This window comes from Paenarthrobacter sp. A20 (assembly GCF_024168825.1).
Taxonomy (GTDB): Bacteria; Actinomycetota; Actinomycetes; order Actinomycetales; family Micrococcaceae; genus Arthrobacter.
The window spans coordinates 4509770-4534196 of the sequence record NZ_JALJWH010000001.1; the positions used below are offsets into that span (position 1 = coordinate 4509770).

General features: G+C 61.4%; 27 protein-coding genes. 8 read left to right on the forward strand and 19 right to left on the reverse strand.

Features of this window, described 5'->3' with window-relative positions:
• Window positions 1-14: 14 nt before the first annotated feature.
• From J3D46_RS20905 to J3D46_RS20925, 5 genes are all read left to right on the forward strand, one after another.
• A complete protein-coding gene (locus tag J3D46_RS20905; protein ID WP_231339509.1) occupies window positions 15-782 on the forward strand; it encodes an RcpC/CpaB family pilus assembly protein in 768 nt (255 codons plus the stop codon).
• Window positions 779-1978 (forward strand): AAA family ATPase, encoded by a 1200-nt coding sequence (locus J3D46_RS20910; RefSeq protein ID WP_231339508.1) that lies wholly within the window; start codon window positions 779-781, stop codon window positions 1976-1978. Before J3D46_RS20905 ends, J3D46_RS20910 begins: the two co-directional genes overlap by 4 nt.
• A 128-nt stretch (window positions 1979-2106) precedes the next feature.
• Window positions 2107-3426, forward strand: coding sequence for a CpaF family protein (locus tag J3D46_RS20915; protein WP_231339559.1), 1320 nt, complete (start codon window positions 2107-2109; stop codon window positions 3424-3426).
• A gap of 2 nt (window positions 3427-3428) precedes the next feature.
• Entirely contained in the window at window positions 3429-4370 is a 942-nt protein-coding gene (locus J3D46_RS20920) for a type II secretion system F family protein (RefSeq protein ID WP_231339507.1), read from the forward strand.
• Between the two features lie 12 nt (window positions 4371-4382).
• On the forward strand, window positions 4383-5261 hold the full coding sequence (locus J3D46_RS20925; RefSeq protein WP_231339506.1) for a type II secretion system F family protein: 879 nt from the start codon (window positions 4383-4385) through the stop codon (window positions 5259-5261).
• A 120-nt stretch (window positions 5262-5381) separates the two neighbouring features.
• On the opposite strand, the gene truA is transcribed toward J3D46_RS20925, so the two are convergent.
• From truA to J3D46_RS20965, 8 genes are all read right to left on the reverse strand, one after another.
• The gene (gene truA, locus J3D46_RS20930) at window positions 5382-6272 is read right to left on the reverse strand and encodes a tRNA pseudouridine(38-40) synthase TruA (RefSeq protein WP_231339505.1); all 891 of its coding nucleotides are present in this window, start codon (window positions 6270-6272) and stop codon (window positions 5382-5384) included.
• A gap of 32 nt (window positions 6273-6304) precedes the next feature.
• Complete coding sequence (gene rplQ / locus J3D46_RS20935; RefSeq protein WP_231339504.1) at window positions 6305-6865, reverse strand: 50S ribosomal protein L17; 561 nt, start codon at window positions 6863-6865, stop codon at window positions 6305-6307.
• Window positions 6866-6931: 66 nt separating this feature from the next.
• Window positions 6932-7942, reverse strand: a complete 1011-nt coding sequence (locus tag J3D46_RS20940; RefSeq protein WP_011775567.1) for a DNA-directed RNA polymerase subunit alpha — start codon at window positions 7940-7942, stop codon at window positions 6932-6934.
• A gap of 148 nt (window positions 7943-8090) precedes the next feature.
• The gene (gene rpsK / locus J3D46_RS20945; protein ID WP_014922380.1) at window positions 8091-8492 is read right to left on the reverse strand and encodes a 30S ribosomal protein S11; all 402 of its coding nucleotides are present in this window, start codon (window positions 8490-8492) and stop codon (window positions 8091-8093) included.
• A gap of 51 nt (window positions 8493-8543) precedes the next feature.
• Window positions 8544-8921 (reverse strand): 30S ribosomal protein S13, encoded by a 378-nt coding sequence (gene rpsM, locus J3D46_RS20950; RefSeq protein WP_011775569.1) that lies wholly within the window; start codon window positions 8919-8921, stop codon window positions 8544-8546.
• A 196-nt stretch (window positions 8922-9117) separates the two neighbouring features.
• Window positions 9118-9231 (reverse strand): 50S ribosomal protein L36, encoded by a 114-nt coding sequence (gene rpmJ / locus J3D46_RS20955; protein WP_011775570.1) that lies wholly within the window; start codon window positions 9229-9231, stop codon window positions 9118-9120.
• A gap of 72 nt (window positions 9232-9303) precedes the next feature.
• Entirely contained in the window at window positions 9304-9525 is a 222-nt protein-coding gene (gene infA, locus J3D46_RS20960; protein ID WP_011775571.1) for a translation initiation factor IF-1, read from the reverse strand.
• A 194-nt stretch (window positions 9526-9719) separates the two neighbouring features.
• Window positions 9720-10670 carry a P1 family peptidase gene (locus J3D46_RS20965; protein WP_253468677.1) on the reverse strand — a complete coding sequence of 317 codons (951 nt, stop codon included), beginning with the start codon at window positions 10668-10670 and terminating at the stop codon, window positions 9720-9722.
• A 332-nt stretch (window positions 10671-11002) separates the two neighbouring features.
• Here J3D46_RS20965 and J3D46_RS20970 point away from each other — a divergent pair, with 332 nt between their 5' ends.
• The 3 genes from J3D46_RS20970 to J3D46_RS20980 are packed head-to-tail and all read left to right on the forward strand — an operon-like array spanning window position 11003 to window position 14293.
• Entirely contained in the window at window positions 11003-11989 is a 987-nt protein-coding gene (locus J3D46_RS20970; protein ID WP_253468678.1) for a carbohydrate ABC transporter permease, read from the forward strand.
• Window positions 11986-12894 carry a carbohydrate ABC transporter permease gene (locus J3D46_RS20975; RefSeq protein WP_253468679.1) on the forward strand — a complete coding sequence of 303 codons (909 nt, stop codon included), beginning with the start codon at window positions 11986-11988 and terminating at the stop codon, window positions 12892-12894. The genes J3D46_RS20970 and J3D46_RS20975 overlap by 4 nt, the downstream gene beginning before the upstream one ends.
• Before the next feature lie 52 nt (window positions 12895-12946).
• Window positions 12947-14293, forward strand: a complete 1347-nt coding sequence (locus J3D46_RS20980; protein WP_231339500.1) for an ABC transporter substrate-binding protein — start codon at window positions 12947-12949, stop codon at window positions 14291-14293.
• A gap of 63 nt (window positions 14294-14356) precedes the next feature.
• Here the strand turns inward: J3D46_RS20980 and map are convergent, their stop codons facing one another.
• From map to rpsE, 11 genes are all read right to left on the reverse strand, one after another.
• Window positions 14357-15184: a type I methionyl aminopeptidase gene (gene map / locus J3D46_RS20985; protein WP_231343128.1), complete on the reverse strand. Its 828-nt coding sequence runs from the start codon at window positions 15182-15184 to the stop codon at window positions 14357-14359.
• A 32-nt stretch (window positions 15185-15216) separates the two neighbouring features.
• Complete coding sequence (locus J3D46_RS20990; RefSeq protein WP_231343126.1) at window positions 15217-16128, reverse strand: NAD(P)-dependent oxidoreductase; 912 nt, start codon at window positions 16126-16128, stop codon at window positions 15217-15219.
• Complete coding sequence (locus tag J3D46_RS20995) at window positions 16125-17843, reverse strand: class I adenylate-forming enzyme family protein (protein ID WP_253468681.1); 1719 nt, start codon at window positions 17841-17843, stop codon at window positions 16125-16127. Before J3D46_RS20995 ends, J3D46_RS20990 begins: the two co-directional genes overlap by 4 nt.
• A complete protein-coding gene (locus J3D46_RS21000; protein WP_231343122.1) occupies window positions 17836-19020 on the reverse strand; it encodes a cytochrome P450 in 1185 nt (394 codons plus the stop codon). Before J3D46_RS21000 ends, J3D46_RS20995 begins: the two co-directional genes overlap by 8 nt.
• Complete coding sequence (locus J3D46_RS21005; RefSeq protein WP_253468683.1) at window positions 19017-19796, reverse strand: glycosyltransferase family 2 protein; 780 nt, start codon at window positions 19794-19796, stop codon at window positions 19017-19019. Before J3D46_RS21005 ends, J3D46_RS21000 begins: the two co-directional genes overlap by 4 nt.
• Before the next feature lie 29 nt (window positions 19797-19825).
• Window positions 19826-20869, reverse strand: coding sequence for a 3-oxoacyl-ACP synthase III family protein (locus tag J3D46_RS21010; protein ID WP_253468685.1), 1044 nt, complete (start codon window positions 20867-20869; stop codon window positions 19826-19828).
• 111 nt (window positions 20870-20980) lie between these two features.
• Window positions 20981-21550: an adenylate kinase gene (locus J3D46_RS21015; RefSeq protein ID WP_172324492.1), complete on the reverse strand. Its 570-nt coding sequence runs from the start codon at window positions 21548-21550 to the stop codon at window positions 20981-20983.
• Between the two features lie 5 nt (window positions 21551-21555).
• Window positions 21556-22866, reverse strand: a complete 1311-nt coding sequence (gene secY, locus J3D46_RS21020) for a preprotein translocase subunit SecY (RefSeq protein WP_231343114.1) — start codon at window positions 22864-22866, stop codon at window positions 21556-21558.
• Between the two features lie 185 nt (window positions 22867-23051).
• Window positions 23052-23534: a 50S ribosomal protein L15 gene (gene rplO, locus J3D46_RS21025; protein WP_159706976.1), complete on the reverse strand. Its 483-nt coding sequence runs from the start codon at window positions 23532-23534 to the stop codon at window positions 23052-23054.
• Window positions 23534-23740, reverse strand: a complete 207-nt coding sequence (gene rpmD, locus J3D46_RS21030; protein WP_018776677.1) for a 50S ribosomal protein L30 — start codon at window positions 23738-23740, stop codon at window positions 23534-23536. Before rpmD ends, rplO begins: the two co-directional genes overlap by 1 nt.
• Window positions 23741-23742: 2 nt before the next feature.
• Window positions 23743-24414: a 30S ribosomal protein S5 gene (gene rpsE, locus J3D46_RS21035; RefSeq protein WP_179128297.1), complete on the reverse strand. Its 672-nt coding sequence runs from the start codon at window positions 24412-24414 to the stop codon at window positions 23743-23745.
• Window positions 24415-24427 lie beyond the last annotated feature (13 nt).

Consider the following 24427-nt stretch of genomic DNA (forward strand, 5'->3'; position numbering starts at 1 on the left):
GAAAGGAGTTAAAAGTGAAGACACGCCTACTGGGAGGCATTGCAGCACTGCTTTTGGCAGTCATTGGCACCGTTCTACTGGTCACCTACGTTCAGGGAGCAGACAAGCGGGCGCAGCAAGGGCTCGATCCCATAAACGTTCTGGTCATCAAAGAACGTGTTCCAGCCGGTACCAAGGTAGAGGAGCTTGAATCAAAGGTTCGGGTGGAAACCCTTCCGCAGACAGCAGTAGCGCCTGGCACCATCAAGGCGCTCAATGACCAGAAGGGGAAGGTCACTTCGGCCGACCTTCAGCCCGGCGAGCAGTTGTTGGGCGTCAAGCTCGTGGATCCGAAGGAGCTGGCGCCTGGGACCGTGCCCGTGCCTGAAGGTCTGCAGGAAGCTACCTTTGTCCTTGCCCCCGAGAGAATCCTCGGCGGAAGAATTGAAGCCGGCGACACTGTCACAGTTTTCGCATCGTTCAAGTTGGATGAGGCCGTGCCGGCAGGAGCCAACCTCCCGGCCGGTATGACAGGGTGGAAAGACTTCACGGAGCTCCTTTATCACGATGTCTTGGTGACAGCAGTCCAACAGGCCGCACCTGATGCCGAGAAGTCGGCGGGATCAGACAAAGGCGTAGCGCTGCCGAATGGTTCCGCCTATGTCACCGTCGCCCTCAGCGATGCGAACGCCGCAAAGATGGTCTTTGGCGCTGAGTTCGGCACGCTCTGGCTCTCCAAGCAGACCGACAAGACCGTGAAGACTGATCCTCCCACTACCAATTTTGGAGGGCTGGTCCAATGAGCCGCTTCGTAGCCATCACTGCCGTCCGCGACTTTGAAGGTCGGGTTCGTCAAGCGATTTCGGGAGCCTTGCATGGTGACCTGCAAACGCTCTCGCCCGACGTCCTGCAGGCAGGAACAGATGACGTCTTCAAGCAACTGACGGGTGCCCCGCCGGAAGTCATGATTCTGGGACCGGGCGTGAACCCGGATGATGCCCTGAAACTTGCAACTGTGTTCGATCTCCAATTTCCGGAGATCAGTCTCCTCCTGGTTGCAGAACCCAGCCCGGACATCATCCTCCGGGCAATGCACGCCGGCATCAGGGATGTCGTGACGCCCGAGATCGACATCAACGAACTGCGGGTACTCATGGAAAGAGCCTGCTTGGCCGCGGCCAGCAGGCGTCGTGGAATGCAATCCGTTTCCGAATCCGGCCAGGAAAGGGGACGCGTCATAGCCGTAATGTCGCCCAAGGGCGGAGTTGGTAAGACAACCGTGGCCACGAATCTTGCCGTCGGGCTTGGTGCGGTTGCACCCATGGGAGTCGTCATTGTTGACCTTGACCTGCAATTTGGCGATGTGGCGTCTGGACTCCTGCTGGAGCCTGAGCATTCCATTACCGAGGCAGTCCATGGCTCTGCCGCCCAGGACTCCATGGTCCTCAAGGCCTTCCTTACCGTACATCCTTCAGGTATTTACGCTCTCTGCGCCCCCAAGAAACCGTCAGAGTCTGACTACATTACCGCCGACCATGTCACAAGGTTGATCAACCAACTTGCCACAGAATTCAAGTATGTGGTGGTCGACACCGCTCCTGGTTTGGGCGAGCACTGCCTCGCCACGCTGGAGCTCGCGACAGATGGTGTCTGGGTCTGCGGGATGGATGTGCCAAGCATCCGCGGCCTGAGGAAATGCTTCAGCGTCCTCCGGGAGCTTCAGCTCCTGCCGCAGAACCGGCATACCGTGCTGAATTTTGCGGACAGGAAAAGTGGCATATCGGTCCAGGATGTGGAAGCCACCATTGGGGTGCCCATCGATACTGTGATTCCGCGTTCACGAAACCTTCCGTTCTCAACAAACCGCGGAGTACCGGTCCTCCAAGGGACCACACGCGATTCGGCCGCTAAGGGTCTAAGGAAGCTCGTTGGCCGCTTCGATCCTCGACTGGAATCAACCCCGCAAAACAAACTGCACCGAAGGGTGGTGGTGTCGTGAAGCTTTCCGAACGGCTCTCGAAAAAGAACCCCGACGTCATAGCTGAAGTCATGGCCCGCGATGTCGGAGGCCCGGACGCAGCCGATGAAGCAACACCGGCACAGGCCGTTACGCCCACCAGCGCACCCATGCTGGGAGGCACGCCGTCTACGCCGGCCGTCGATGCCCTGGCTGGCTTGAAGCAACGGGCTGCATCGGCACTTTTTGAACGCATGGGCAGCAGGATTGGCGATACTTCCTCATCTGAAGAGGAACTGCGGTCCTTCGCTGTTGAGGAACTTTCAGCCGTGATTGATGACGAACAAGTTCCCCTCACGCCGGAAGAGCGCCGACGCTTGATACGCGAAATTGCCGACGAAGTGATGGGGTTCGGTCCGCTTCAACGGCTGTTGGAGGACCCGTCGGTAACAGAAGTCATGGTCAATCGCTTCGACCAGATTTACGTCGAGCGACACGGACATCTGGCATTTACTGATCTTCAATTCAGCTCAGATAACCACCTCAGGAAGGTCATCGAACGGATCGTTTCCAAAGTGGGGCGTCGCATTGATGAATCATCCCCGCTGGTGGACGCGCGACTGGAGGACGGTTCGCGAGTCAATGCGATCATTCCCCCGCTGGCCGTGAACGGTCCGTCGCTCACCATCAGGAAATTCAGTCATGTTCCCTTGACGGTTCGAAATCTCATCGAATGGGGATCAATGAGCCATGAAATGGCTGAACTGCTCAGTGCCTGTGTGCGCGCCCGGTTGAACGTCATCGTCTCTGGTGGAACAGGAACCGGCAAGACGACGCTCTTGAACGTACTGTCCTCTTTCATCCCGGAATCCGACCGCATCGTCACCATCGAGGACGCTGTGGAACTCCAACTGCAGCAACGCCATGTGGTCAGGTTGGAGAGTCGCCCGCCGAACATCGAGGGTAAGGGTGCCGTCACCATTAGGGACTTGGTGCGCAACTCACTCCGTATGCGGCCCGATCGGATCATTGTCGGAGAAGTACGTGGTGGCGAGTCACTCGACATGCTCCAGGCGATGAATACAGGGCACGACGGGTCTTTGTCGACGGTGCACGCGAACTCTCCCCGAGACGCGATCGCCCGTCTGGAAACGTTGGTGCTGATGGCCGGCATGGACCTGCCGCTTCGCGCAGTCCGGGAACAAGTGTCCTCAGCAGTCGACCTCATCGTCCAGGTCACCCGCCTACGCGACGGAAGCAGGCGCATAACGCACGTCACCGAAGTACAAGGGATGGAAGGCGACGTGGTGACGCTCCAAGATGCTTTTCTCTTCGACTACGGGGCCGGCCTTGACGCCGAAGGCCGTTTTCTGGGCAAAGCACTTCCTACGGGAATACGCCCCCGGTTTCTGGACCGTTTCACCGAACTTGGCATCAGCGTTCCTCCTTCCGTTTTTGGAGCCGCCCCCGTCCCGTCAGTGAGGCGATAGCCATGGATACGCCTGTGTGGTTCTTTCTAGCTGTTGGCGCCTGTGCTGCCGCCTTGCTGATTCTCGTTCTGGTTGTGCTGAAACCTCGTAGCAGCAGTATTCCGTTGGAAAGGCGCCGCTTTGGATTCACCCCCGACGAGTCGGCGCTGGGACGGGTATCCCAATCGGCTGTCCAGGTAGTCGATTCTGCCCTCGGCCGATCCGGCGGGCCCTTCAACCGCGACGTTCTCTACAACGCCGGCGTCAAACAGTCGCCAGCCGACTTCACAGTCCTGGTGGCAATTGCCACAGTGCTCCTGGGAATCCTTGGCATATTGCTGGCTAATCCAATGATCGGCATTTTGGTCGCTGTGGCAACACCGTTCGCGGCAAAGGTGGTTCTGGTGTTTCGAACCGAAAAGCGTCGATCCAAATTCGAAGGGCAGTTGACCGATACCATCCAGATGCTCATAGGCGGGCTCCGGGTAGGCCACAGCATCATGCGATCACTTGAAGCGGCCGCCCAGGAATCCCAGGAGCCTACCTCGGAAGAACTTGCCAGGATCGTCAACGAAGTGAGGATCGGCAAAGACGCCCGTCAGGCAATCGAAGACTGCGCGATTCGCATGGACAGCGAGGATTTTCGGTGGATTGGCCAAGCGATCCAAATAAACCGCGAGGTCGGCGGAGACTTGGCTGAGGTTCTTGAGCAAGTAGCCGGCACCATCCGTGAACGTAGTGAAATCAAAGGCCATGTTCGGTCCCTGAGCGCAGAAGGCAGGATGTCAGCAGTAATCCTCATGGCATTGCCGGTCGGAGTAGGTATGGTGCTCGGGATCATCAACCCGGGCTACTTGCGGGTTTTCATTAGCCATCCAGTCGGGATTGCTTTGACGGTCTTGAGTCTTGTCCTCTTCATCGTTGGAGGTTTCTGGATGAACCGCACCGTAAAGATCAAGTTCTAGGAGCTATGGGTCATGAGTCCCTTTGTATGGCTAATCATCGCCACGATTGTACTTCCGCTGGTCTATTTCGTTTGGTCCATTGCCACTATTGACCGTAAAGGCATGGTGGCTATTCATAGCAATCTTGGCTCCGGGTTCGCGCAAGGTGCCGGTGTCACCATCCAACGCGCTCCCCTATTGCTCGGCGTCGCCAGGAAATTGATGCCCGGCACCTACGAAGCCAAGCTCGACCAGTGGCTGGCCCTGGCCGGCCGCCCGAGGTCAATGCCGCTCACCAAACTCATTGCCATCAAGCCCATCCTGGCAGCATCCGGTGCCCTGTTCGGCATCCTTCTGTTCGCGAGCAATCCCGGCCCTACAGTTGTGGCCCTCGGGCTCTTTCTCACCGTTTTTCTGTACTTCATCCCCGACCTGTTGGTTTACAACCAAGGGGCCAAAAGGCAGGAAGCAATCAAGATCGAATTCCCCAACACGCTCGATCAAATGCTGATTTCCGTAGAGGCTGGCCTCGGCTTCGAGTCGGCAATGGAACGGGCTTCGGCTCAAGGTACGGGTCCTTTGGCCCAGGAACTCGTGCGTACGCTTCAAGACATCCAGGTGGGAAGGCCACGCCAGGATGCCTATGAGGCCCTGGCAGAGCGGTCCACCGTGACCGATGTCCGAAGCTTTGTGCTCGCCGTGATTCAAGCTGACAAGTATGGCATCGGCATCGCGAGCGTACTCCGGGCCCAGGCCAAACAAGCACGCGTCAAACGCCGTCAGAACGCGGAGGAGAAAGCAATGAAGCTCCCCGTGAAGGTGCTATTTCCACTGCTCTTCTGCATCTTTCCCGTGCTCTTCATCATCCTTCTGGGCCCGGCGGGCATCAGGATCATGGAGGCTTTCAGCTGATATTCCCCCAGGAGATAGACCGGCACTTCGCGGATCCCAGACCACGAAGTGCCACAACGGCCCCCTTCCGGTACCCAGAGCCGGGAGGGGGTCCTCCCACGTCCGCACAAGTCGGCGAGACTAAGCCCGCCGCGCCCGCGTCAGCTCAGCGCGGGCCAGCAGCTCGGCATCCGACGGATACGCGACTTCCTCCAACACCAACGGGTGCGGTGCAGCGAGCACGGATTTGGCATCCCGCTTACGCTCCAGGAGGCGCGAGTGCAGCCAGCCCGGGGACTCCAGCTCCTCCCCCACACGCAGTGCAGATCCCACCAAGGACCGCACCATGTTGTGGCAGAAAGCATCAGCCTGCACGGTGGCAACAATGACCCCGTCGCTACCTCGTTCAAACGAGAACTTCTGCAGCTCACGGATGGTGGTGGCACCTTCCCGGGGCTTGCAGTAGGAGCGGAAGTCCTGGAGACCCAGAAGGGAAGAAGCGCCCTCGTTCATCAGCGCAACATCCAGGTCCGCCTTGTGCCACAAAGTGATTCCCCGCAGAACGGGATCCCACCGTTCCGGGCCGTCGGCAATCCGGTAACTGTACCTGCGCCACAACGCTGAAAAGCGGGCGTCGAATCCTTCCGGCGCCAGACCGGCGTCGTGCACTTCCACCGACCCGGTGAGGTCACCGAGTATCCGGCTCAAAGCGCCACGGAGACGCCGCAAGAGCGCGACGCCGGGGTCGAGTTCGTGCCCGCGCGGCAATGAGAGCCACTCAGCTTCCGTCAGGTCCAGGTGAACTACCTGCCCGCGGGCGTGGACGCCGGCATCAGTCCGGCCGGCAACCGTCACGCGGACCGGCCGTTGCAACAGGAGCGCCAGCGCTTCTTCCAATGAACCCTGGACGGTTCGGAGACCAGGCTGAAGAGCCCACCCGCTGAACGGGCCGCCGTCGTACGAAAGATCAAGCCGGACACGCAAAAACCCGCCGCCCCCCATAACGGGGGCAGCGGGTTTTCGTTCGTTCATAGACTTAAGTCTACTGTGAAGAATTCAGTGAATTACTTCTTGTCCTCAGCGGCCGGAGCCTCTTCGGTTTCAGCAGCTTCAGCTTCAGTAGCTTCTGCCTCAGCGGCCGGAGCCTCTTCGGTTTCAGCAGCTTCGGTTTCTACGGCTTCGGTCTCAACGACCTCTTCCTCGGCAGCCGGAGCAGCCTTGGCAGCGGCAGCAGTTGCTTCAGCAACAACGGCCTGCTTTGCGGAAACCGGCTCGAGAACGAGCTCGATGACAGCCATGGGAGCGTTGTCGCCCTTGCGGTTGCCGATCTTGGTGATGCGGGTGTAGCCACCATCGCGGTTGGCAACGGCGCCGGCGATGTCGGTGAACAGCTCGTGGACAACGCCCTTGTCGCTGATCAGGCCGAGAACGCGGCGGCGGGAAGCGAGGTCGCCACGCTTGGCGAAGGTGACCAGACGCTCTGCGTACGGCTTAAGGCGCTTGGCCTTGGTGACCGTGGTGGTGATGCGCTTGTGCTCAAACAGAGCAGCTGCCAGGTTCGCGAGCATCAGGCGCTCGTGAGCCGGGCCGCCTCCGAGGCGCGGACCCTTAGTGGGGGTAGGCATAGTTATTTCTCCTGTTATGTAAGCCGGTCAGGTCCATCGCTGGACCCGGCGGCCAAGATCTGCTGTTTAGAGCTCGTCGTCGCTGAACGCGGCGTCGTCCTCTTCGATGGCTGCGGCGCGGGCTGCGAGATCGAAACCGGGAGGGGAGTCCTTGAGGGACAGACCCAGTTCCACGAGCTTTGCCTTGACCTCGTCAATGGACTTCGCACCGAAGTTACGAATGTCCATCAGGTCAGCCTCGGAGCGGGCAACGAGTTCACCCACGGTGTGGATGCCCTCACGCTTGAGGCAGTTGTAGGAACGGACGGTGAGGTCCAGATCCTCGATCGGCAGAGCCATGTCAGCTGCCAGGGCAGCGTCCGTCGGCGACGGGCCAATCTCGATACCTTCAGCTGCGGTGTTCAGCTCACGAGCCAGACCGAACAGTTCCACCAAGGTGGTGCCTGCGGAAGCAACAGCATCGCGCGGGGCGATTGCCTGCTTGGTCTCGACGTCGACAATGAGCTTGTCGAAGTCGGTGCGCTGCTCAACACGGGTAGCTTCCACGCGGAAAGTTACCTTCATGACCGGCGAGTAGATCGAGTCAACCGGAATACGGCCGATCTCGGAGTCGCCGGACTTGTTCTGAGCTGCCGAAACGTAGCCACGGCCGCGCTCGATGGTCAGTTCGAGTTCGAACTTGCCCTTCGAGTTCAGAGTGGCAATGTGCAGATCCGGGTTGTGGAATTCGACGCCAGCCGGCGGAGCGATGTCCGCGGCGGTGACGACTCCGGGGCCCTGCTTGCGCAGGTACGCAACAACCGGCTCATCGTGCTCGGAGGAAACCGAAAGGTTCTTGATGTTCAGGATGATCTCGGTGACATCTTCCTTGACACCCGGAACCGTGGTGAACTCGTGCAGCACGCCATCGATCCGGATGCTGGTTACAGCGGCACCGGGGATGGAGGAGAGCAGGGTACGGCGGAGGGAGTTTCCGAGGGTGTAACCGAAGCCCGGCTCCAGCGGTTCAATGATGAAACGGGAGCGGTTCTCGGATACAACTTCTTCGGACAGGGTGGGGCGCTGTGCAATGAGCACTTAGGTTTCCTTTCGGCGAGCATCCGCTATATGACGCAACACAGGTGGTGGAAATCGGCTTCGGTTTCCAGCCTGACCAGCCGGGCCATGCTGATGGAGGGCAGAACCATCCATAGCAGGCCCGGCCGGTCAGGCAGGGAAGACCTAATTAGACGCGGCGGCGCTTCGGCGGGCGGCAACCGTTGTGGGCGCTGGGGGTGACGTCCTGGATGGAGCCAACCTCGAGGCCAGCGGCCTGAAGCGAACGGATTGCGGTTTCGCGTCCGGATCCCGGGCCCTTGACGAATACGTCAACCTTGCGCAGACCGTGCTCCTGAGCGCGCTTTGCAGCGGCTTCAGCAGCCATCTGGGCGGCGAAGGGAGTGGACTTACGGGAGCCCTTGAAGCCAACCTCACCGGCGGAAGCCCATGAGATGACAGCACCGTTCGGGTCCGTGATGGACACGATGGTGTTGTTAAAGGTGCTCTTGATGTGCGCCTGGCCAAGCGCGATATTCTTCTTATCCTTGCGACGCGGCTTACGAACCGCTCCACGAGTCTTCGGGGGCATTGTTTCTCCTACAGAAAGTTATCGGGGGAAAACCGGATCAATCCCGAGGGATTAACGTCCGGCCTTCTTCTTGCCGGCGACGGTGCGCTTCGGGCCCTTGCGGGTACGAGCGTTGGTCTTCGTACGCTGTCCGCGTACGGGCAGGCCCTTGCGGTGGCGCAGGCCTTCGTAGCTGCCGATTTCTACCTTGCGGCGGATGTCGGCGGCTACCTCGCGGCGAAGGTCACCCTCAACCTTGTAGTTGCCTTCAATGTAGTCACGCAGCTGGACCAGCTCGGCGTCAGTCAGGTCCTTGACGCGAACGTCAGCGCTGATGCCGGTGGCAGCCAGGGTTTCGTGTGCACGGGTCTTGCCCACGCCGTAGATGTAAGTAAGCGCAATTTCCAACCGCTTTTCGCGGGGAATGTCTACGCCAGCGAGACGAGCCATAGTGGCAGTACTCCTTGAATAAACCGGAGGTCGTAGGCAGTACACCCACACGTTCAGTGTGGCCCCAGCCTCCGACCGGGGGTTCGCTGACCAGGCTCTGTAGTGCAGTCCTGGCACAGCTTGTGCTGCCTTTATTTACTTGCGTGGGCTAGCAGCCCAGGTTTGCCCTTGCGGGCGCTGATTCCCGAAAGGGGAATTAGCCCTGGCGCTGCTTGTGGCGCGGGTTCTCGCAGATCACCATGACCCGGCCGTTACGGCGGATCACTTTGCACTTGTCGCAGATCTGCTTGACGCTCGGCTTGACCTTCATGGCGTTCCTTTGCGTGTTTTGCAGTTGATCTGCTGGAGCGGCTTAGGCACTATTGCCTTGCCGCCCAGCAATTTACTTGTAGCGGTAGACGATACGACCACGTGTGAGGTCGTATGGGCTCAGCTCCACCACTACCCGGTCCTCGGGGAGGATTCGAATGTAGTGCTGTCGCATCTTCCCAGAGATGTGTGCGAGAACGACGTGCTTATTGGTGAGCTCAACACGAAACATCGCATTGGGCAGCGCCTCAGTCACAACGCCCTCGATCTCAATGACCCCGTCCTTCTTGGCCATATCCTCCGCTAACTGTTGTTTGCCACCGTCCTTCAGTTAGGCACCGAAGATCCAGCGGACGTTTTTTGTTTGCTTGGCTCTCTTGAACCACGACACTAAAAAGGGCGTGGCTGCACAGACAACCAACAAATAACTCTACGCCAATGAGGCCGGAAAGTTAAATCCGTCCATGGTAGCGCAAGCGTCCGCCGCCGTCACTCCCCCGCCGGCTGGAAGGCAGGGAATTCACCGGCCGTTGTGGTGACGCTTTCAGCAGATGTCACACCGTCCAGAATCGCCAGGCGGACCACTTCCGCCGCGGCGCTTTGCAGCGTGATCAGAGAGACTTGCCGCGCTTGTTCAGTACTGCGGTCAAGCACGACGGCGCCCGTCGCCAACGCGAACACGGTATCGCCGTCGGCCAAAGTATGGGACGGATCCAAAGCCCGGGCCAATCCGGCATGTCCGGCAGAAGCAGTCCGCTTGCACTCGGCCACATCCAGCACGGCATTCGTCGCAATCACTACGAGCGTTGTATTGAGCCCCTGCGGAGGAACGGCCGAACGCGCAGCGGGCCTCAGGTCTACCCGGCCAAACACCGGCGCCCCGAGTGCGTTCACTACCGCCAGCGCACCAACAACCACCCCGCCCTCGAGAGTGATCGACGAGGTACCGATCCCGCCCTTGAAATGCCCGCGCGCTATGACGGCACCAGCGCCGGCCCCGACATTTCCACGCTCGACGGCGGCATGGTCGCCTGAGGCGAACGCTGCGGCGGCTGCCTGGTAACCCATGTCGGCGCCGGGCCGAGCTTTGACGTCGCCACCCCGCCCGAGGTCGAAGATGGCCGCAGCGGGAACAATCGGCACCACGGTCCCCGGAACAGCAAAGCCCCTACCCTGCTCCTCACACCACAGTTGGGCACCCCCTGCCGATGCCAGCCCAAAGGCGCTGCCCCCGGTCAGCACCACGGCATCCACGGTTGATACCAGGGTGGTCGGATCCAGTGCGTCGGTCTCATGCGTCCCTGGGCCTCCCCCGCGCACATCCACAGACCCCACGGTCCCCACCGGAGGAAGGACGACAGTCACCCCGGAAAGCCACCCCTCCCCCACCCTCTGCACATGCCCAACCCGCATGCCGGCAACATCGGTGATCGAATTCATGGCTCCATTCTCCACCCGCCGGGAGCCGAACGAACTGGAGGTGCGCCGGGACCCGGGAGCGCGCGTCTAAGGGAGGCACGACCGAGCGCGCCGAGGGTCGCGGCGTGCCGGCAGGCGCGCCGGTGCGCAGACCGAGGCAAAGTGGGAGTCGAGCCTCAAATACGAACACTCGTGTAACGCCGAGTAAACGGGTTCGGAAGTGTAAGCCAACTATCGCTACGGGGCACTGTTTTGGCCCGAACAGGGACATTGGGTGTGGTGAGCTAGGCCTGTCTTCGCCGCCCCGGTCCGGGAGCTGGCACCCCACGTTCGCCCGAAACCGTAAGTGACCCATGACTACCCGACAGATTCACAGCAGCACCGCCCCTGCAGGCATGCCGGACCACGCGCCGCCGGTCCCGCCAGCCGCGGCAGAACAGCCCCAGCCGGAGAGACGGCGCTGGTCCGGCCGCAGCCGGAAGGACTTCCTGGTCTTCCTTGCCATGGCTTTGCCCAACCTGGTGCTGATCGGCACCTTTACGTATTGGCCGTTGATCAACAACATCTATTACTCCACGTTGGATTGGACGCTGGGTTCGGCCTCGGCCACAGTTGTCGGGCTCCAGAATTACGTCATCTTCTTCACCGGCGAGGATGCGCCAAAGGTTCTGGGGACCACTGCCATCTTCACGCTGGTGACCGTTGGCGGTTCCATGGTGCTCGGCCTGCTGGTTGCCCTGGCGCTGAACTCCAAGGTTCGCGGCACCACGTTCGCGAGGTCTGCAGTGTTCGCGCCATATGTGCTGTCGGGAGTAGGAGTCGGACTGGTGTGGCTCTTCATTTTCGATCCCGGATACGGAGTCCTTGCCTGGATCCTGCGTGGGTTGGGCCAGCAGAGCCCGCAGTGGATCAACGATCCACAGCTCTCCTTGGTGATGGTGATCATTGTGTACATCTGGAAGAACCTCGGCTATTGCGCGGTGGTTTACTTGGCCGGCCTGCAGTCCCTTCCCCGCGACGTCATGGAGGCTGCGGCGCTGGACGGGGCAAACGGAGTACGCCGGTTCCTCAACATCTCCCTGCCGCTGCTATCCCCCACCACGTTCTTCCTGTTGATCACCACCATGCTCAGTTCGCTGCAGGCCTTCGACCTCATCAGGATCATGACTCCGCTGGGCAACGGCACCAGCACGCTGATTTACGAGGCGTATCTTCAAGCCTTCGGCGCCTATAACCGGGCAGGCTACTCGGCTGCGATCTCGGTGATCCTTTTCGCCATCCTGCTGATCATGACGGTTATCCAACTGCGGTTCGTTGAGCGAAAGGTCCACTATTCATGAGCGCACCGTCACCAGCCGCCGTCGTGGTTTCTTCGCAGGAGAGCGAACAGCACGAGCCTCCGCGCCCTTTCTCCAGTGCCAACCTGCTCCAGACCGTGGCCACCAACTACGTCCCGTTGATCATCGCCACGCTGGTGGTGTTCCTGCCCCTGCTCTGGATGTTGCTGAGTTCCTTCAAGCAGCCTGGGGAAATCGTCACCATGGATCTGAAGATTCTGCCGGAGTCCCTGAACCTGGAGAATTACGCAACGGCGATGACCACCGTCCCGTTTGCGCAGTTCTTCGCCAACAGCCTGATCGTCACCGTGGTGGGTTCTTCCATCAAGGTCATCCTGGCCATCCTGACGGCATACGCGTTGGTGTTCGTGCGCTTCCCGTTCAAGAACGTGATCTTCGTGCTGATCCTGGTGGCGCTCATGGTTCCGGCGCAGGTTTCCATCCTTCCCAACTACATCCTCATCGCTGGAATGGGCGGGAAAAACACGTTGTGGGGCATCATCCTCCCGGGCCTCGGCACGGCGTTTGGGACCTTCCTGCTGCGGCAGCACTTCCTTACACTGCCGCCGGCCATCCTTGAAGCGGCCGAAATCGATGGCGCCGGCCATTGGCGGCGCCTGTGGCAGATCATCGTGCCGGTGTCTGTTCCGTCGATTGCCACGGTCGCTTTGGTAACGGTGGTCAGCGAGTGGAACGACTACATTTGGCCGCTCATCATCACGGACCGCCCTGAAACCATGACGCTCCCCGTGGGCCTGACGTTGCTGCAGAACTCCGAGGGCAACGGGGCAGGCTGGGGAATCCTCATGGCCGGAGCCGTTCTGGTGATCGTCCCCATCCTGCTGGTGTTCGCCGCACTCCAGCGTTACATCGTTGCCGGGCTGACCCAGGGCAGCGTCACCGGCTGATTTTCTCCACCCGCACTATTCGCATCGAAGTAACTTATTGAGAGGAAGCACCATGCGTACCAACCTTGACCGCCGCCATTTCCTGGGGCTGGCAGGCCTTGGAGCCGGAGCAGCGGCCCTGGCCGCCTGTGGCGGGCCCTCGACGGCGGGCACGGCAGACGCCGTCGACACTGCAACCATCGACTTCACCGGAGTGAAACCCGCTGCGTCCATCGATTTCTGGACGAACCACCCGGGCAAGTCCCAGGACGTTGAGAAGGCGATCATTGAGAAGTTCCACGCCAAGTTCCCGGACATCAAGGTCAAGCTCGTCACGGCCGGCGCCAACTACGAGGAAATTGCCCAGAAGTTCCAGACATCCCAGGCAGCCAAGACCGGCCTGCCGGGCCTGGTGGTCCTCTCGGACGTGTGGTGGTTCCGCTACTTCTCCAACGGCAGCATCATCCCCATCGATGGTTTGGTAAAGCAGTTGGACATCAAGATCGACGATTTCCAGAAGTCACTGGTTGACGACTACAAGTACGACGACAAGCAGTGGGCACTCCCCTATGGCCGCTCCACACCGTTGTTCTATTACAACAAGGATCACTTCAAGGCAGCCGGCCTTCCGGATCGTGCGCCGGCAACCTGGCAGGAATTCGCCGACTGGGCCCCGAAGCTGAAGGCCACGTCCGGCGCCCAGTACGCGTACATCTACCCCGCCCTCGCTGGCTACGCGGGCTGGACCCTGCAGAACAACCTGTGGGGCTGGGGCGGCAGCTGGTCCAAGGACTGGGACATCACGTGCGATTCCAAAGAGTCCGTTGCGGCACTCCAATGGGCACAGGATTCCATCTACAAGGACGCCTGGGCAGGTGTTTCCTCCAAGGAAGCAGCCGATGACTTTGCCGCCGGCATCACCTCGTCCACCATCTCCTCAACCGGCTCGCTGCTCGGTGTCCTGAAGGCGGCCACGTTCAATGTGGGCGTTGGCTTCCTTCCGGGCGGTCCCGAGGCGCCCAGCGGAGTCTGCCCCACCGGCGGCGCCGGCCTCGGCATCCCCAGCGGCATCACCAAGGAGGAACAGCTGGCAGCGGCAACGTTCCTGAAATTCATGACGGAGCCGGAGAACACGGCCGCGTTCTCCGCCGCAACTGGATACATGCCAACACGGCTGTCAGCCGATATGTCGGCCGTTCTCGCCGCCACACCGCAGATCAAGACCGCCATGGACCAACTCTCAGTCACCAAGGTCCAGGACAACGCACGCGTGTTCCTGCCGGGCGCCGACCAGGAAATGGCCAAGGCCGCAGCCAAGATCCTGACGCAGCGGGGCGACGTCCAAGCAACCATGACCGAGTTGAAGAAGACCCTCGAGGGCATCTACACCAAGGACGTGAAGCCGAAGCTGAAGGCCTGATTCCTTCGGCAGGTATGGGAAGAGCCGGGCTGCTTCAGCAGCCCGGCTCTTCCCATGCAGGTGTTACGGGACGGGAACAGGCACGACGCCGAGCGGCGCCAACTGCTCGGCGCCTCCATCCGGGGCGGACAGGACCCAGATGCCCTTCTCGTGCACAGCTACCGAGTGTTCCCACTGGCAGGAGCGCTTGCCGTCGGTGGTGACCACTGTCCAGTCGTCGTCGAGTGTCGCTGTCTCGATGCCGCCACGTACCAGCATGGGTTCGATGGCCAGGCACAGGCCGGGGCGGATCTTGGGACCACGGTGGCCGGTCCGGTAGTTCAGGACATCCGGTGCCATGTGCATTTCGGACCCAATACCGTGGCCCACGTAGTCTTCCAGGATGCCCAACGGCTTGCCCTGGACGGAGGACACATAGTCATCGATCGCGTTGCCGATGTCTCCGACGAATTTTCCCTTAGCCAACGCTGCGATTCCGCGCCACATGGCAGCCTCAGTCACATCGGAGAGGCGCTGGTCTTCGGGATCGGCCGTGCCGACGATGACGGTCCGGGCGGAGTCTGAATGCCAACCGTCAACGATGCAGCCTCCATCAATGGAAATGATGTCGCCATCGTTAAGGACTTTGCCCCCGGGGATCCCGTGGACAACTTCCTCGTTGACCGAGGTGCAGATGGTGGCGGGAAAGCCGTGATAGCCCAGGAAGTTCGACTTGGCTCCTGCATCGTTCAGGACTGCGGAGAAGACATCGTCCAAGTCTTTGGTGGTGACGCCCGGCTTGGCCGCCTCAACTGCAGCGTCGAGTGCACGGCTCAGGACAAGCCCGGCCTCCTGCATCTTGCGCATCTGCTCGTTGGTCTTGTATTCAATGCGGGGCTGACCGAACGCCATGTTCTCCTCTGGAAGTTTGCTGTTGGGACCCATCAGGTCCCGTGCTTGAACCATTTTCCCGCATCCGTGACTGTGGTCGAAATTGGCTCGATTCCCAACTCGTGGCGGAGGCGTTCCAAGCTGTAGGTTCTCTGCCGCCCGAGCTGGCTTACGGCATAGCGCGTGAGCCTCGGCGGCCGGCCCGTGGCTGCGGAAAGGGCCTCCGCAACGCCCGCCAACGCCATGGCTACCGGTTCGGGAAGGTAGGTAATCGGAACACCTGAATGACCGGACAGGTCGAGGACTTGGCGAAGTACTCCGCCGAGTTCAACAGGCTCGGCGTCCCCGACGTTCACGGCGCCCCGCACCCCTGACCGGCAGGCGGCCAGCACGGCCCGCGTCAGGTTATCCACGTGCGTCAATTGGTGCTTCACCTGGGGGTGTCCCACGCTCAGCAACCGGCCATGCCGAACATTGCCGATCAGGCGTGGCAACAGCGTCCGATCCCCTGGACCGTAGACACCGTGGGGGCGAAGTGCCACGGCGTTGCCATGTTTCCGGGCTTCGACGTCGGCGAGCGCCTTGCTGCGTCCATAAGCATTCAGGTGGCGTGTGGCTACCTCGTCCTCGCCCCTGTTCACGCATGACTCCCACCATGGATAGACGCTGGAACTTGAGATGTGAACCAAACGGGTTCCTGCGTAGGCCTCGGCCACGGCCCGTGTGCCCAGGACGTTGGCCCGGTGGAAGACGGCAGGGTCTCCCCAATCGGCAACGTGTGCTGCAGCGTGGACGATCGCGTCAACGCCGGGAACCGTCGCCGGCGGAAGTCCGGTCAGGTCCCAGTAGGTCAGCCCTTGCCCTTCGTGCCGCGCGAAACGGACGACTTCCCAGCCTTTGGCCTCGGCGGCCTTGGCCACGGCTCCACCGATGAATCCGGTGGCACCTGTGACCGCGATCCTCACGTCGCCGCCTCTTTTAGCAGGGGGCGGGAGGTGAACTCTTGCCGCAGCGCGGCCCGGTCCGGCTTCCTGTGGCGGCCACTTGACGGTATGGCATCGAGGACTTCAATGCGGTCAGGCAGTGCGGACTCGTCGATGAGCCTCGGGAGTTCCCTCGCAAGCCGGGCCTTCACGGCCGCGGCAGACGCACCTGCATCGGCCACCACCGCCAACCAGACTGTTTCGTCTCCGACCCCGTCCGGGACGCCCACCAGCACGGCTTGCCGTACTCCGGCAACTCCTGTGATGACAGGCTCATACAGCGCAGGATAGATATTCGTTTTACCCCGGATGATCATGTCCTTCTTGCGGCCAATCATCACCAGCCTCGCGGCTCCATCGCGGTGGTCCAACCGCACCAGGTCTCCGGTAGCGTGTTCCACCATCGGATCTTCGCCCAGATAGCCGTGGCACATGTTGGGTCCCCGCACCATGAGTTCGTGGTCTTCCGCTACTCGGAGTTCGACGCCGGGCAGCGGCTCCCCGAGGAAGTCGCCTTGGCCGCTGCCATCCGGTGCGGTCACGTGTGCCTCAGCTCCGGAGGCGAAAGCCAGCTTCTCCTGGCCATCTGCAATGGCGACCGGCAGCACTTCCGTCATCCCGTAGATCAGCTTGAAGTCGACGCCAGGCAACAGGTGCATGGCCCGCTTCAGGAAAGGTGCCAGGACCGGCGCGGCGCCAAGCATGACTGTCCTCAGGGTGCGCGGCAGCCTAACGGTACCGTCTTCCACCGCGTCCAGGATCGGCGCCAACTGCGACGGCACCAGGAAAAGGTGAGTGGCGCCGTCGTACGATGCCTGCTTGCCGGAGACCGGCCCCAACTCGCTTGCCAGCCGAAGCGGATCAATGTGGGCGGAGAGTCCGTACGAGGGCATGGTCCAGTGCGCACCGGCGATGAGGGCCGGCAGGCCCATCATGAGTTGCTCCGAATGGACCCTGTCCCCCTCGCCGAACGTGCAGCGCCGGGTCAGTTGTTCAAAACCGGCTGCAAGGGATCCCCGGGTGTGGACTACGCCCTTTGGCGCGCCCGTAGTACCCGATGTGAAGATGATGACAGCTTCCTGCCCCGCTGCGTTCCCTTCATGGGGGCAAAACTCTCCTCCGGTGGACTTCGCCGTCAACGCCTTCACCGGCCTTGCTCCCCAGGGCACACCCGGGAGCCACGGGCCCGAGTAGTAGTGGCGGACGTCCATGGCCCCGTAGTCCGGGAGCAACAATCCCCGCTTGCGTGCGAGGGGCCGCAACGGGCCCTTGGTGCTCAGTGCGTACAGCAGCGACTCGGATGCTGCCCACCGTGGTGACGCAAGCTCAGTCCGGTCCCGAAAGAGCGACGGTCCGATTCCGGGATCGATGAACACCACCGAACCGCCCGCGCGCACGGCCCCCAGAGCAAGGATGAAGGCAGCCGGACTGGGCCGGACAGAGAACAGCATTCGCTCACCGGAGCCGAACCCGTCTTCCTGGAGAGCCAGCGCTGTGGCTTCTATCCCTTCCACCAGCCCGCGGTAGGTGATGGTCCGCCCAGGCTTTACCGCTTCGCTGCCGCCGCGTCGTCTGAACCGGCTGGCTTTGCCCGGCGCGGTGATGGCAGGGTTGCCTGGAACCCGCTCCGCCACTGCATACACGGCCGCGATCAGGTCCGTTGTGAACGCACTTTGTTCCGTAGGGTGATCAAACATTGGCAAGCTCCAATTTCCTGTAGGCCGGAATTAGCACGCCCCTGCTGACACGACGCGCCGATATGGCCCAGGGTTGCTGGAGATACCTGTTCAGCAGTAGCTCAAGCGTCGCGTTGATCTCGGCCATCGCCAGCGGCATGCCGATACAGAAGTGCGGGCCTGCCCCGAACCACAGCTGGCGTGCCTGCGACGGCATGGCCTGGCCGGGGTCGAACCCACCGATACTTTTGGCTGCATGGACGGTGGACAACAGCACACGGTCTCCAGCCCGGACGGCCATCCCGCCGATGGTGCCCGCTTCCACGGCATCCCTCAGCATCATGGGCGATGGCACAGTGAACCGGAGGGCCTCGTTGATGGCGGCAGGAACGGTTGAGCGGTCGTTTGCCAGCTCCCCAATGTGCCCGCTGTCCGCAAGCAACGCAACCAAGCGCGGAACGAACGAGACCAACGTTTCAGTGCCCACCATCACGAACGCGCTGATGATCCCCATCGCTTCGTCTTCGGACATTCCCAGTTCCCGGAGCCTGCCGGGAAACGTTCCGGGGTCACTTTCGCGGTAGGCCGTCCTTGCCGGCCCGGACAGGATCCCGACGGCGGAGCGCCCCTTCTCGATCTGGCGCAGAGTCAGTGTGGGACGTCCCAGACGCACCAGGGAAGAGATGGAGGACGCAAGATTGAAAAGTTCTTTGTCGGGAAGCCTTCCCGGTGCATGCTCAGGAACCCCCAGCAGCCGGGAGATCACTCCTCCGGCCAGTCCCTTGACGCAGTCCACCAAGTCCACTGCACGCCCGGCATCCAGTTCCTGGGTGATTCGTGCGTCGAGGGCGGACGCGGCCGGTTCCACGATCCCTGTTACTGATCGCGGAGTGAACAGGTCGCCAAGCCGCTGCCGCAACTCCCTATGCTCTTCGCCGTCCATGTTGACCAACGCTTTGGGCCCCACTACTGGTGTCCAGAGGGCACCCGAACCCGAAGGGCCGTTCTTAACAAATCTCCGCTGGTCCATGAGCACCTCGCGTACCAGGCCGGCTTCGCTGACCAGCACCCCGAGCCCGGGCAAACGAAGCACCGGGCGCACACCGCCCAAGCCCCGAATGATGGGGTAAAGCACCGGGTGGGCGCCCAGGTGGATACGACGCTCCCATCGCTCAGCAGTGGTCGTGGCCTTGGTCACCGGATGTCCACGTGCTCGGGGCGGTAGCGATGGTCCGCGTACCATGCCAAGGTGTTCTTCAAACCCCAGGCCTTGACGCGGCGGGAGGACCCGTACACCACAACATCGCGCCGCAGGCCGTAGCTCCGCGTTAGTTTTCGGACCTGGTTGGACAGTGCACGGTCCTCATGGAGGTCTTCAATCCTTGAACGGGGGAACCCACCGGAGCGGTGGTACATGTCCGCGGTGATGGCCATGTTGCATCCCGGGAGCATCTGGTAAGGGCCCAGATAGCCCTCGCCTTTGTTGCCGGGACGAATGCGGCCGAAGAATGAGGCAACTTCCACGGCAACCAACATCAGCCGCCGCTCTCCGGCCGTGATCCCCTCATCCAGCCGGGGATTGAGCTGCCCCGCGATCAATTCCAGCCCGTCGGCAAACGCCGCCATGATTCTGGCAGTCCAGTCCGGTGCAGCCAGGCAATCGGAGTCGGTGCGCGCCAGCCAGTGCGCGCCGTGCTCCACTCCAAAGCGCATGCCCGTATCCGCCGCGGCGCCAGTGCCCTTCTGCGCTTCGTGCCGCAGCCGGACGTCCATCCCGGGATGTTCCTGGGCAAACTCCTCCACGATCGCGCAGCTGCCGTCACTGGAACCGTTGTCCACCACCACTACCGTGAAATCACTTAGCTCCTGCGCTGCCAAGGAATCCAGGGTCTGCCGGACCAGCTTCTCCTCATTCAGCATCGGGACGGCGATACACAATGGCCGGGTGGGAGCGATGCTTGCCAATCGTGTCACCGCGGGCAGGGGTTCTGGCATCCCGGCCGTCACAGCCGCACCACTGCCATACCCAGGCTCACGCCACCAGCCAGGCCGACCAACGCCACGAGGTCGCCAGGGCCACCCCGTCCGCTGTCCATGGCCAGTTTCAGTTGCAGCGGCAGGCTGACCGAAGCCAGATTGCCAAAATCTTCTACGGAAGGGACCAGCAGCTCGTTCGGGACCCCCGCACGTGCTGCGAAGATCTCCCTGTAGGGAGCACTGACTTGGTGCACGCAGACCACGGCGAAGTCGGTCCATTTCAGGTCAAGCCGGGCCAGGGTCTGGTCAAGGACATCGCACCCAAGATCCAGGAAGGCGTCTTTGAGCTTTTCACCGTCCATGCTGAAGTAACTGGCTTCCGGATCGCGTGGAAACGCAGAGCCACCGGCCGCGAGCGTCCCCACAGACCAATGGCTGCTCCGGGCCGTGAATGCCATGGACAGGATTCCGGCCGCTGCATCGACACCGGACTTCGGCGGGTCTGCCGCCTCAAGCAACACTGCAGCGCCGCCGTCGCTCATGGTGTACCCGGGAAAGCTCGACGCAAAAGTCTCGAAGTCCGGAACCCGCCACCGCACGGCCCTGGACGGCGATTCACCCGTGGCCACCAGTACCCGGGCGTAGCGCCCTGTGGCGATCAACGAGTCCGCCACTTCAACGCCGTTCAGGAAGCTGTTGCAAGCATTCTTGACGTCCATCACGGGGCACGAGAGGCCCAGCTTCGCCGCAACCATATGACCGGTGGCCGGCTCCACCATGTCTTGGCTGGCCGAGGCGAAGATCAGGAGGTCCACATCCGGTGCCTGCAGGCCACACTCGGCGAGGACCTTCGCGGCGGCATTGGCAGCAAGGTCGGACGCTTGTTCTGTATCCGCCATGACACTCCGGGACCGGATACCCGTCACGCGTCCGATGAGTCCCTTGGGAACGCGGAAGCCAGGACTACTTTCGGCAATGCGGTGCTCGACGGCGGCAGTGTCCAGTCGCGCGGGCGGCAGGTAGACCTCAAGCCCGGCAATCCGGCTGTGTCCGTTCAAAGCTGTTTTCATGCGGTTCCCCCAACAGTCTGCCGCGAAACGAAAAAGGGTGTGTCCCGCACCAATGGTACGGGACACACCCCTTGGCTCCAGCGCCGGCGAACCGGCTATGTGGAGAACAAGCTAGACGGCCTTGGCCGACTCAATCGCCGTGAGGACACGATCGGTAACTTCATCGATACCGCCAATGCCATCAACCTGAGTGAGGATGCCACGCTCGGCGTACTTGGCAACAACCGCTTCGGTCTGCTCGTGGTAGAGGTCAAGACGGTGACGGATCACGGTCTCGTTGTCGTCCGAGCGGCCGGTCTCCTTGGCACGGCCAAGGAGACGGGTTACCAGTTCTTCGTCGTCGGCGGTCAACTGGAGCACGACGTCGAGCTCCTGCTGGCCTTCGGCGAGGATCTGGTCCAGGTAATCAACCTGCGCCGTGGTGCGCGGGTAGCCATCCAGGAGGAAGCCGTTCTCCACGTCGCTCTGGCTCAGACGGTCCCGAACCATGTCGTTCGTGACGCTGTCCGGAACGAAGTCGCCCGCGTCCATGTACTTCTTGGCTTCAATGCCCAAGGGGGTTTCACCCTTGACGTTGGCACGGAAGATGTCGCCGGTGGAGATGGCGACTACGCCGAGGCGCTCGGAAATCCGCTCAGCCTGCGTACCCTTGCCCGAACCGGGAGGTCCAATGATCAGCATTCTCGTCATCGCAAAAGCCCTTCGTAGTGACGTTGTTGTAGCTGCGCATCAATCTGCTTGACGGTTTCCAGGCCGACACCCACCATGATCAGGATTGACGTGCCACCGAACGGGAAGTTCTGGTTGGCGTTGATCAGGACGAGTGCAACCAGCGGAATCAACGCCACGAAGCCCAGGTAAAGGGCTCCAGGCAGGGTGATCCTGGAAAGCACGTACTGCAGGTAGTCCGCGGTCGGTTTACCCGCCCGGATGCCCGGAATGAACCCGCCGTACTTCTTCATGTTGTCCGACACTTCTTCAGGGTTGAAGGTGATGGCCACGTAGAAGTACGTAAAGAACACGATCATGGCGAAGTAGAGCGCCATGTAGATGGGGTGGTCGCCACGGGTGAGGTTGTTGTTGATCCACTCAACCCATGGGGCCATGGCCTCCCCTGCGGCCGGCTGGTTGAACTGCGCAATCAGACCAGGCAGGTAGAGCATGGAGGATGCGAAGATGACGGGCACGACGCCGGCCATGTTCACCTTGATGGGGATGTAGGTGCTGGTTCCGCCTACCGTGCGGCGCCCGATCATACGCTTGGCGTATTGAACCGGAACGCGGCGCTGGGACTGCTCCACGAAAACCACAAGGGCCACGGTCAGCAAGCCGACAGCCAACACAGTGAAGAAGGTTCCGGGGCCCTTGGTTTCCCAAATGGAACCCAGGGAACCGGGGAAGCTGGCAGCAATGGAAGTGAAGATGAGGAGCGACATGCCGTTGCCAACACCCTTTTCCGTCACCAGCTCGCCCATCCACATGATGAGGCCGGTACCGGCCGTCAACGTGATGATGATGAGGATGGTGGCGATGATGCTCTCATCAGGAATGATGGGCAGGTTGCAGCCCGGAAGCAACTGGCCGGACCGGGCAAGCGACACCAGCGTGGTGGCGTTCAACAAGCCCAGGGCGATAGTGAGGTAACGGGTGTACTGCGTCAACTTTGACTGTCCCGAAGAACCCTCTTCGTAGAGCTGCTGGAACCGGGGAATGACCACCCGAAGCAACTGAACGATGATGCTCGCCGTGATGTAGGGCATGATGCCCAAGGCAAAGACTGATACCTGCAGCAACGCGCCGCCGCTGAACAAGTTCACCAGCTGGTAGATGCCCTGCGAGGTGTCACCGTTGTTCAAGCATTGCTGGACATTCTGGTAGTTCACACCAGGCGAGGGGATGAAAGCTCCCAAGCGGAAGATTGTGATGATTCCCAGCGTGAACAACAACTTGCGTCGCAAATCAGGCGTCCGAAACGCCCGGCCGAATGCGCTTAGCAAGCGTCCTCCTGAGTAGAAAGTACAAGGATGTGGATGGGCTCAATGAAACCCAACAACCGAGTCTAACTGCTTGTGACGCCGTCGTAATAATCGAGAGTCCACAATCACGCAAAAAATCCCGGTACACAGGGCCGAAGCCCCGCGTACCGGGATCTTTTCACAACGGGCATATGCCCCACTGGCTCTTAGAGAGCAGTGGTGCTTCCGCCTGCTGCAGCAATCTTCTCCGTAGCGCTGGCGGAGAATGCGTGGACCGTGACGTCAACCTTGACGGTGATGTCGCCGGTGCCCAGCACCTTGACGGGCTGGTTCTTGCGAACGGCACCCTTCTCAACCAGAGATTCAACGGTGACAGTGCCACCTTCCGGGAACAGCTCGTTGAGCTTCTCCAGGTTTACAACCTGGAACTCAACCCGGAACGGGTTCTTGAAGCCGCGCAGCTTCGGCAGGCGCATGTGCAGCGGCAGCTGGCCGCCGGCAAAGCCAGCCTTTACCTGGTAGCGGGCCTTCGTACCCTTGGTACCGCGACCAGCGGTCTTACCCTTGGAGCCTTCACCACGACCAACACGGGTCTTGGCGGTCTTGGCACCCGGGGCGGGACGCAGGTGGTGGACCTTCAGAGTGTTCTGCTTCTCAGCAGTCTCTGCGGCGGTCTTGTTCTCTGCCATTACTTCGCCTCCTCTACATTCACGAGGTGCGGAACCGTGTTCAGCATGCCAACGGTCACGGCGTCGGCGGTACGGACAACAGTGTGTCCGATGCGCTTCAGGCCGAGGGACCGAAGGGTGGCGATCTGGTTCTGCTTGGCGCCAATGACGCCCTTGATCTGGGTGATCTCCAACTTGGCGTCGGAGGGAGTCAGGTTCTTAGCCATGACTAAACACCTGCCTTCTGGTTCTGGAGCGCGCGCACCAGAGCAGCAGGAGCAACCTCGTCCAGCGGCAGGCCACGTCGGGCAGCCACGGAAGCGGGCTCTTCGAGCTGCTTCAGAGCGGCAACGGTCGCGTGAACGATGTTGATCGCGTTGGAAGAACCGAGCGACTTGGAGAGGATGTCGTGGATACCCACGCACTCCAATACCGCGCGGACCGGACCACCGGCGATAACACCGGTACCGGCGGAAGCCGGACGCAGCAGGACAACGCCTGCAGCAGCCTCACCCTGCACACGGTGCGGGATGGTGTTGCCAACGCGGGGAACGCGGAAGAAGGACTTCTTGGCCTCTTCAACGCCCTTTGCGATAGCAGCGGGAACTTCCTTGGCCTTGCCGTAGCCAACGCCGACCATACCGTTGCCGTCACCGACGACGACGAGAGCGGTGAAGCTGAAGCGACGACCACCCTTGACGACCTTGGCAACGCGGTTGATGGTGACAACGCGCTCTACGAACTGGCTCTTCTCGGCTTCACGACCGCCGTCGCGGCCACCACGGCCACCACGGTCGCCGCGGCCCTGGCCACGATCGCCGCGCTCGCCACGACGTCCGCCGCGGCGGTCATCGGTAGCGGGTGCGGTCTCAGTTGCTTCAGCAGCTACAGCTTCAGTCACCTGAACGTCCTTT

Bases quoted from the DNA above. Each gene is read 5' to 3' on its own strand.
- J3D46_RS20970 (WP_253468678.1), top strand. From the start codon at position 11,003: ATGACTACCCGACAGATTCACAGCAGCACCGCCCCTGCAGGCATGCCG.
- J3D46_RS20965 (WP_253468677.1), bottom strand. From the start codon at position 10,670: ATGAATTCGATCACCGATGTTGCCGGCATGCGGGTTGGGCATGTGCAG.
- J3D46_RS21015 (WP_172324492.1), bottom strand. From the start codon at position 21,550: ATGCTGATCATTGGACCTCCCGGTTCGGGCAAGGGTACGCAGGCTGAG.
- J3D46_RS20925 (WP_231339506.1), top strand. From the start codon at position 4,383: ATGAGTCCCTTTGTATGGCTAATCATCGCCACGATTGTACTTCCGCTG.
- J3D46_RS20980 (WP_231339500.1), top strand. From the start codon at position 12,947: ATGCGTACCAACCTTGACCGCCGCCATTTCCTGGGGCTGGCAGGCCTT.
- rpmJ (WP_011775570.1), bottom strand. From the start codon at position 9,231: ATGAAGGTCAAGCCGAGCGTCAAGCAGATCTGCGACAAGTGCAAAGTG.
- J3D46_RS20975 (WP_253468679.1), top strand. From the start codon at position 11,986: ATGAGCGCACCGTCACCAGCCGCCGTCGTGGTTTCTTCGCAGGAGAGC.
- rpmD (WP_018776677.1), bottom strand. From the start codon at position 23,740: ATGGCTAAGAACCTGACTCCCTCCGACGCCAAGTTGGAGATCACCCAG.
- map (WP_231343128.1), bottom strand. From the start codon at position 15,184: ATGGCGTTCGGTCAGCCCCGCATTGAATACAAGACCAACGAGCAGATG.
- rplQ (WP_231339504.1), bottom strand. From the start codon at position 6,865: ATGCCTACCCCCACTAAGGGTCCGCGCCTCGGAGGCGGCCCGGCTCAC.
- J3D46_RS20910 (WP_231339508.1), top strand. From the start codon at position 779: ATGAGCCGCTTCGTAGCCATCACTGCCGTCCGCGACTTTGAAGGTCGG.
- J3D46_RS20920 (WP_231339507.1), top strand. From the start codon at position 3,429: ATGGATACGCCTGTGTGGTTCTTTCTAGCTGTTGGCGCCTGTGCTGCC.
- rpsK (WP_014922380.1), bottom strand. From the start codon at position 8,492: ATGCCCCCGAAGACTCGTGGAGCGGTTCGTAAGCCGCGTCGCAAGGAT.
- infA (WP_011775571.1), bottom strand. From the start codon at position 9,525: ATGGCCAAGAAGGACGGGGTCATTGAGATCGAGGGCGTTGTGACTGAG.
- J3D46_RS21010 (WP_253468685.1), bottom strand. From the start codon at position 20,869: ATGAAAACAGCTTTGAACGGACACAGCCGGATTGCCGGGCTTGAGGTC.
- truA (WP_231339505.1), bottom strand. From the start codon at position 6,272: ATGAACGAACGAAAACCCGCTGCCCCCGTTATGGGGGGCGGCGGGTTT.
- rpsM (WP_011775569.1), bottom strand. From the start codon at position 8,921: ATGGCTCGTCTCGCTGGCGTAGACATTCCCCGCGAAAAGCGGTTGGAA.
- J3D46_RS20915 (WP_231339559.1), top strand. From the start codon at position 2,107: ATGCTGGGAGGCACGCCGTCTACGCCGGCCGTCGATGCCCTGGCTGGC.
- J3D46_RS20995 (WP_253468681.1), bottom strand. From the start codon at position 17,843: ATGTTTGATCACCCTACGGAACAAAGTGCGTTCACAACGGACCTGATC.
- rplO (WP_159706976.1), bottom strand. From the start codon at position 23,534: ATGGCAGAGAACAAGACCGCCGCAGAGACTGCTGAGAAGCAGAACACT.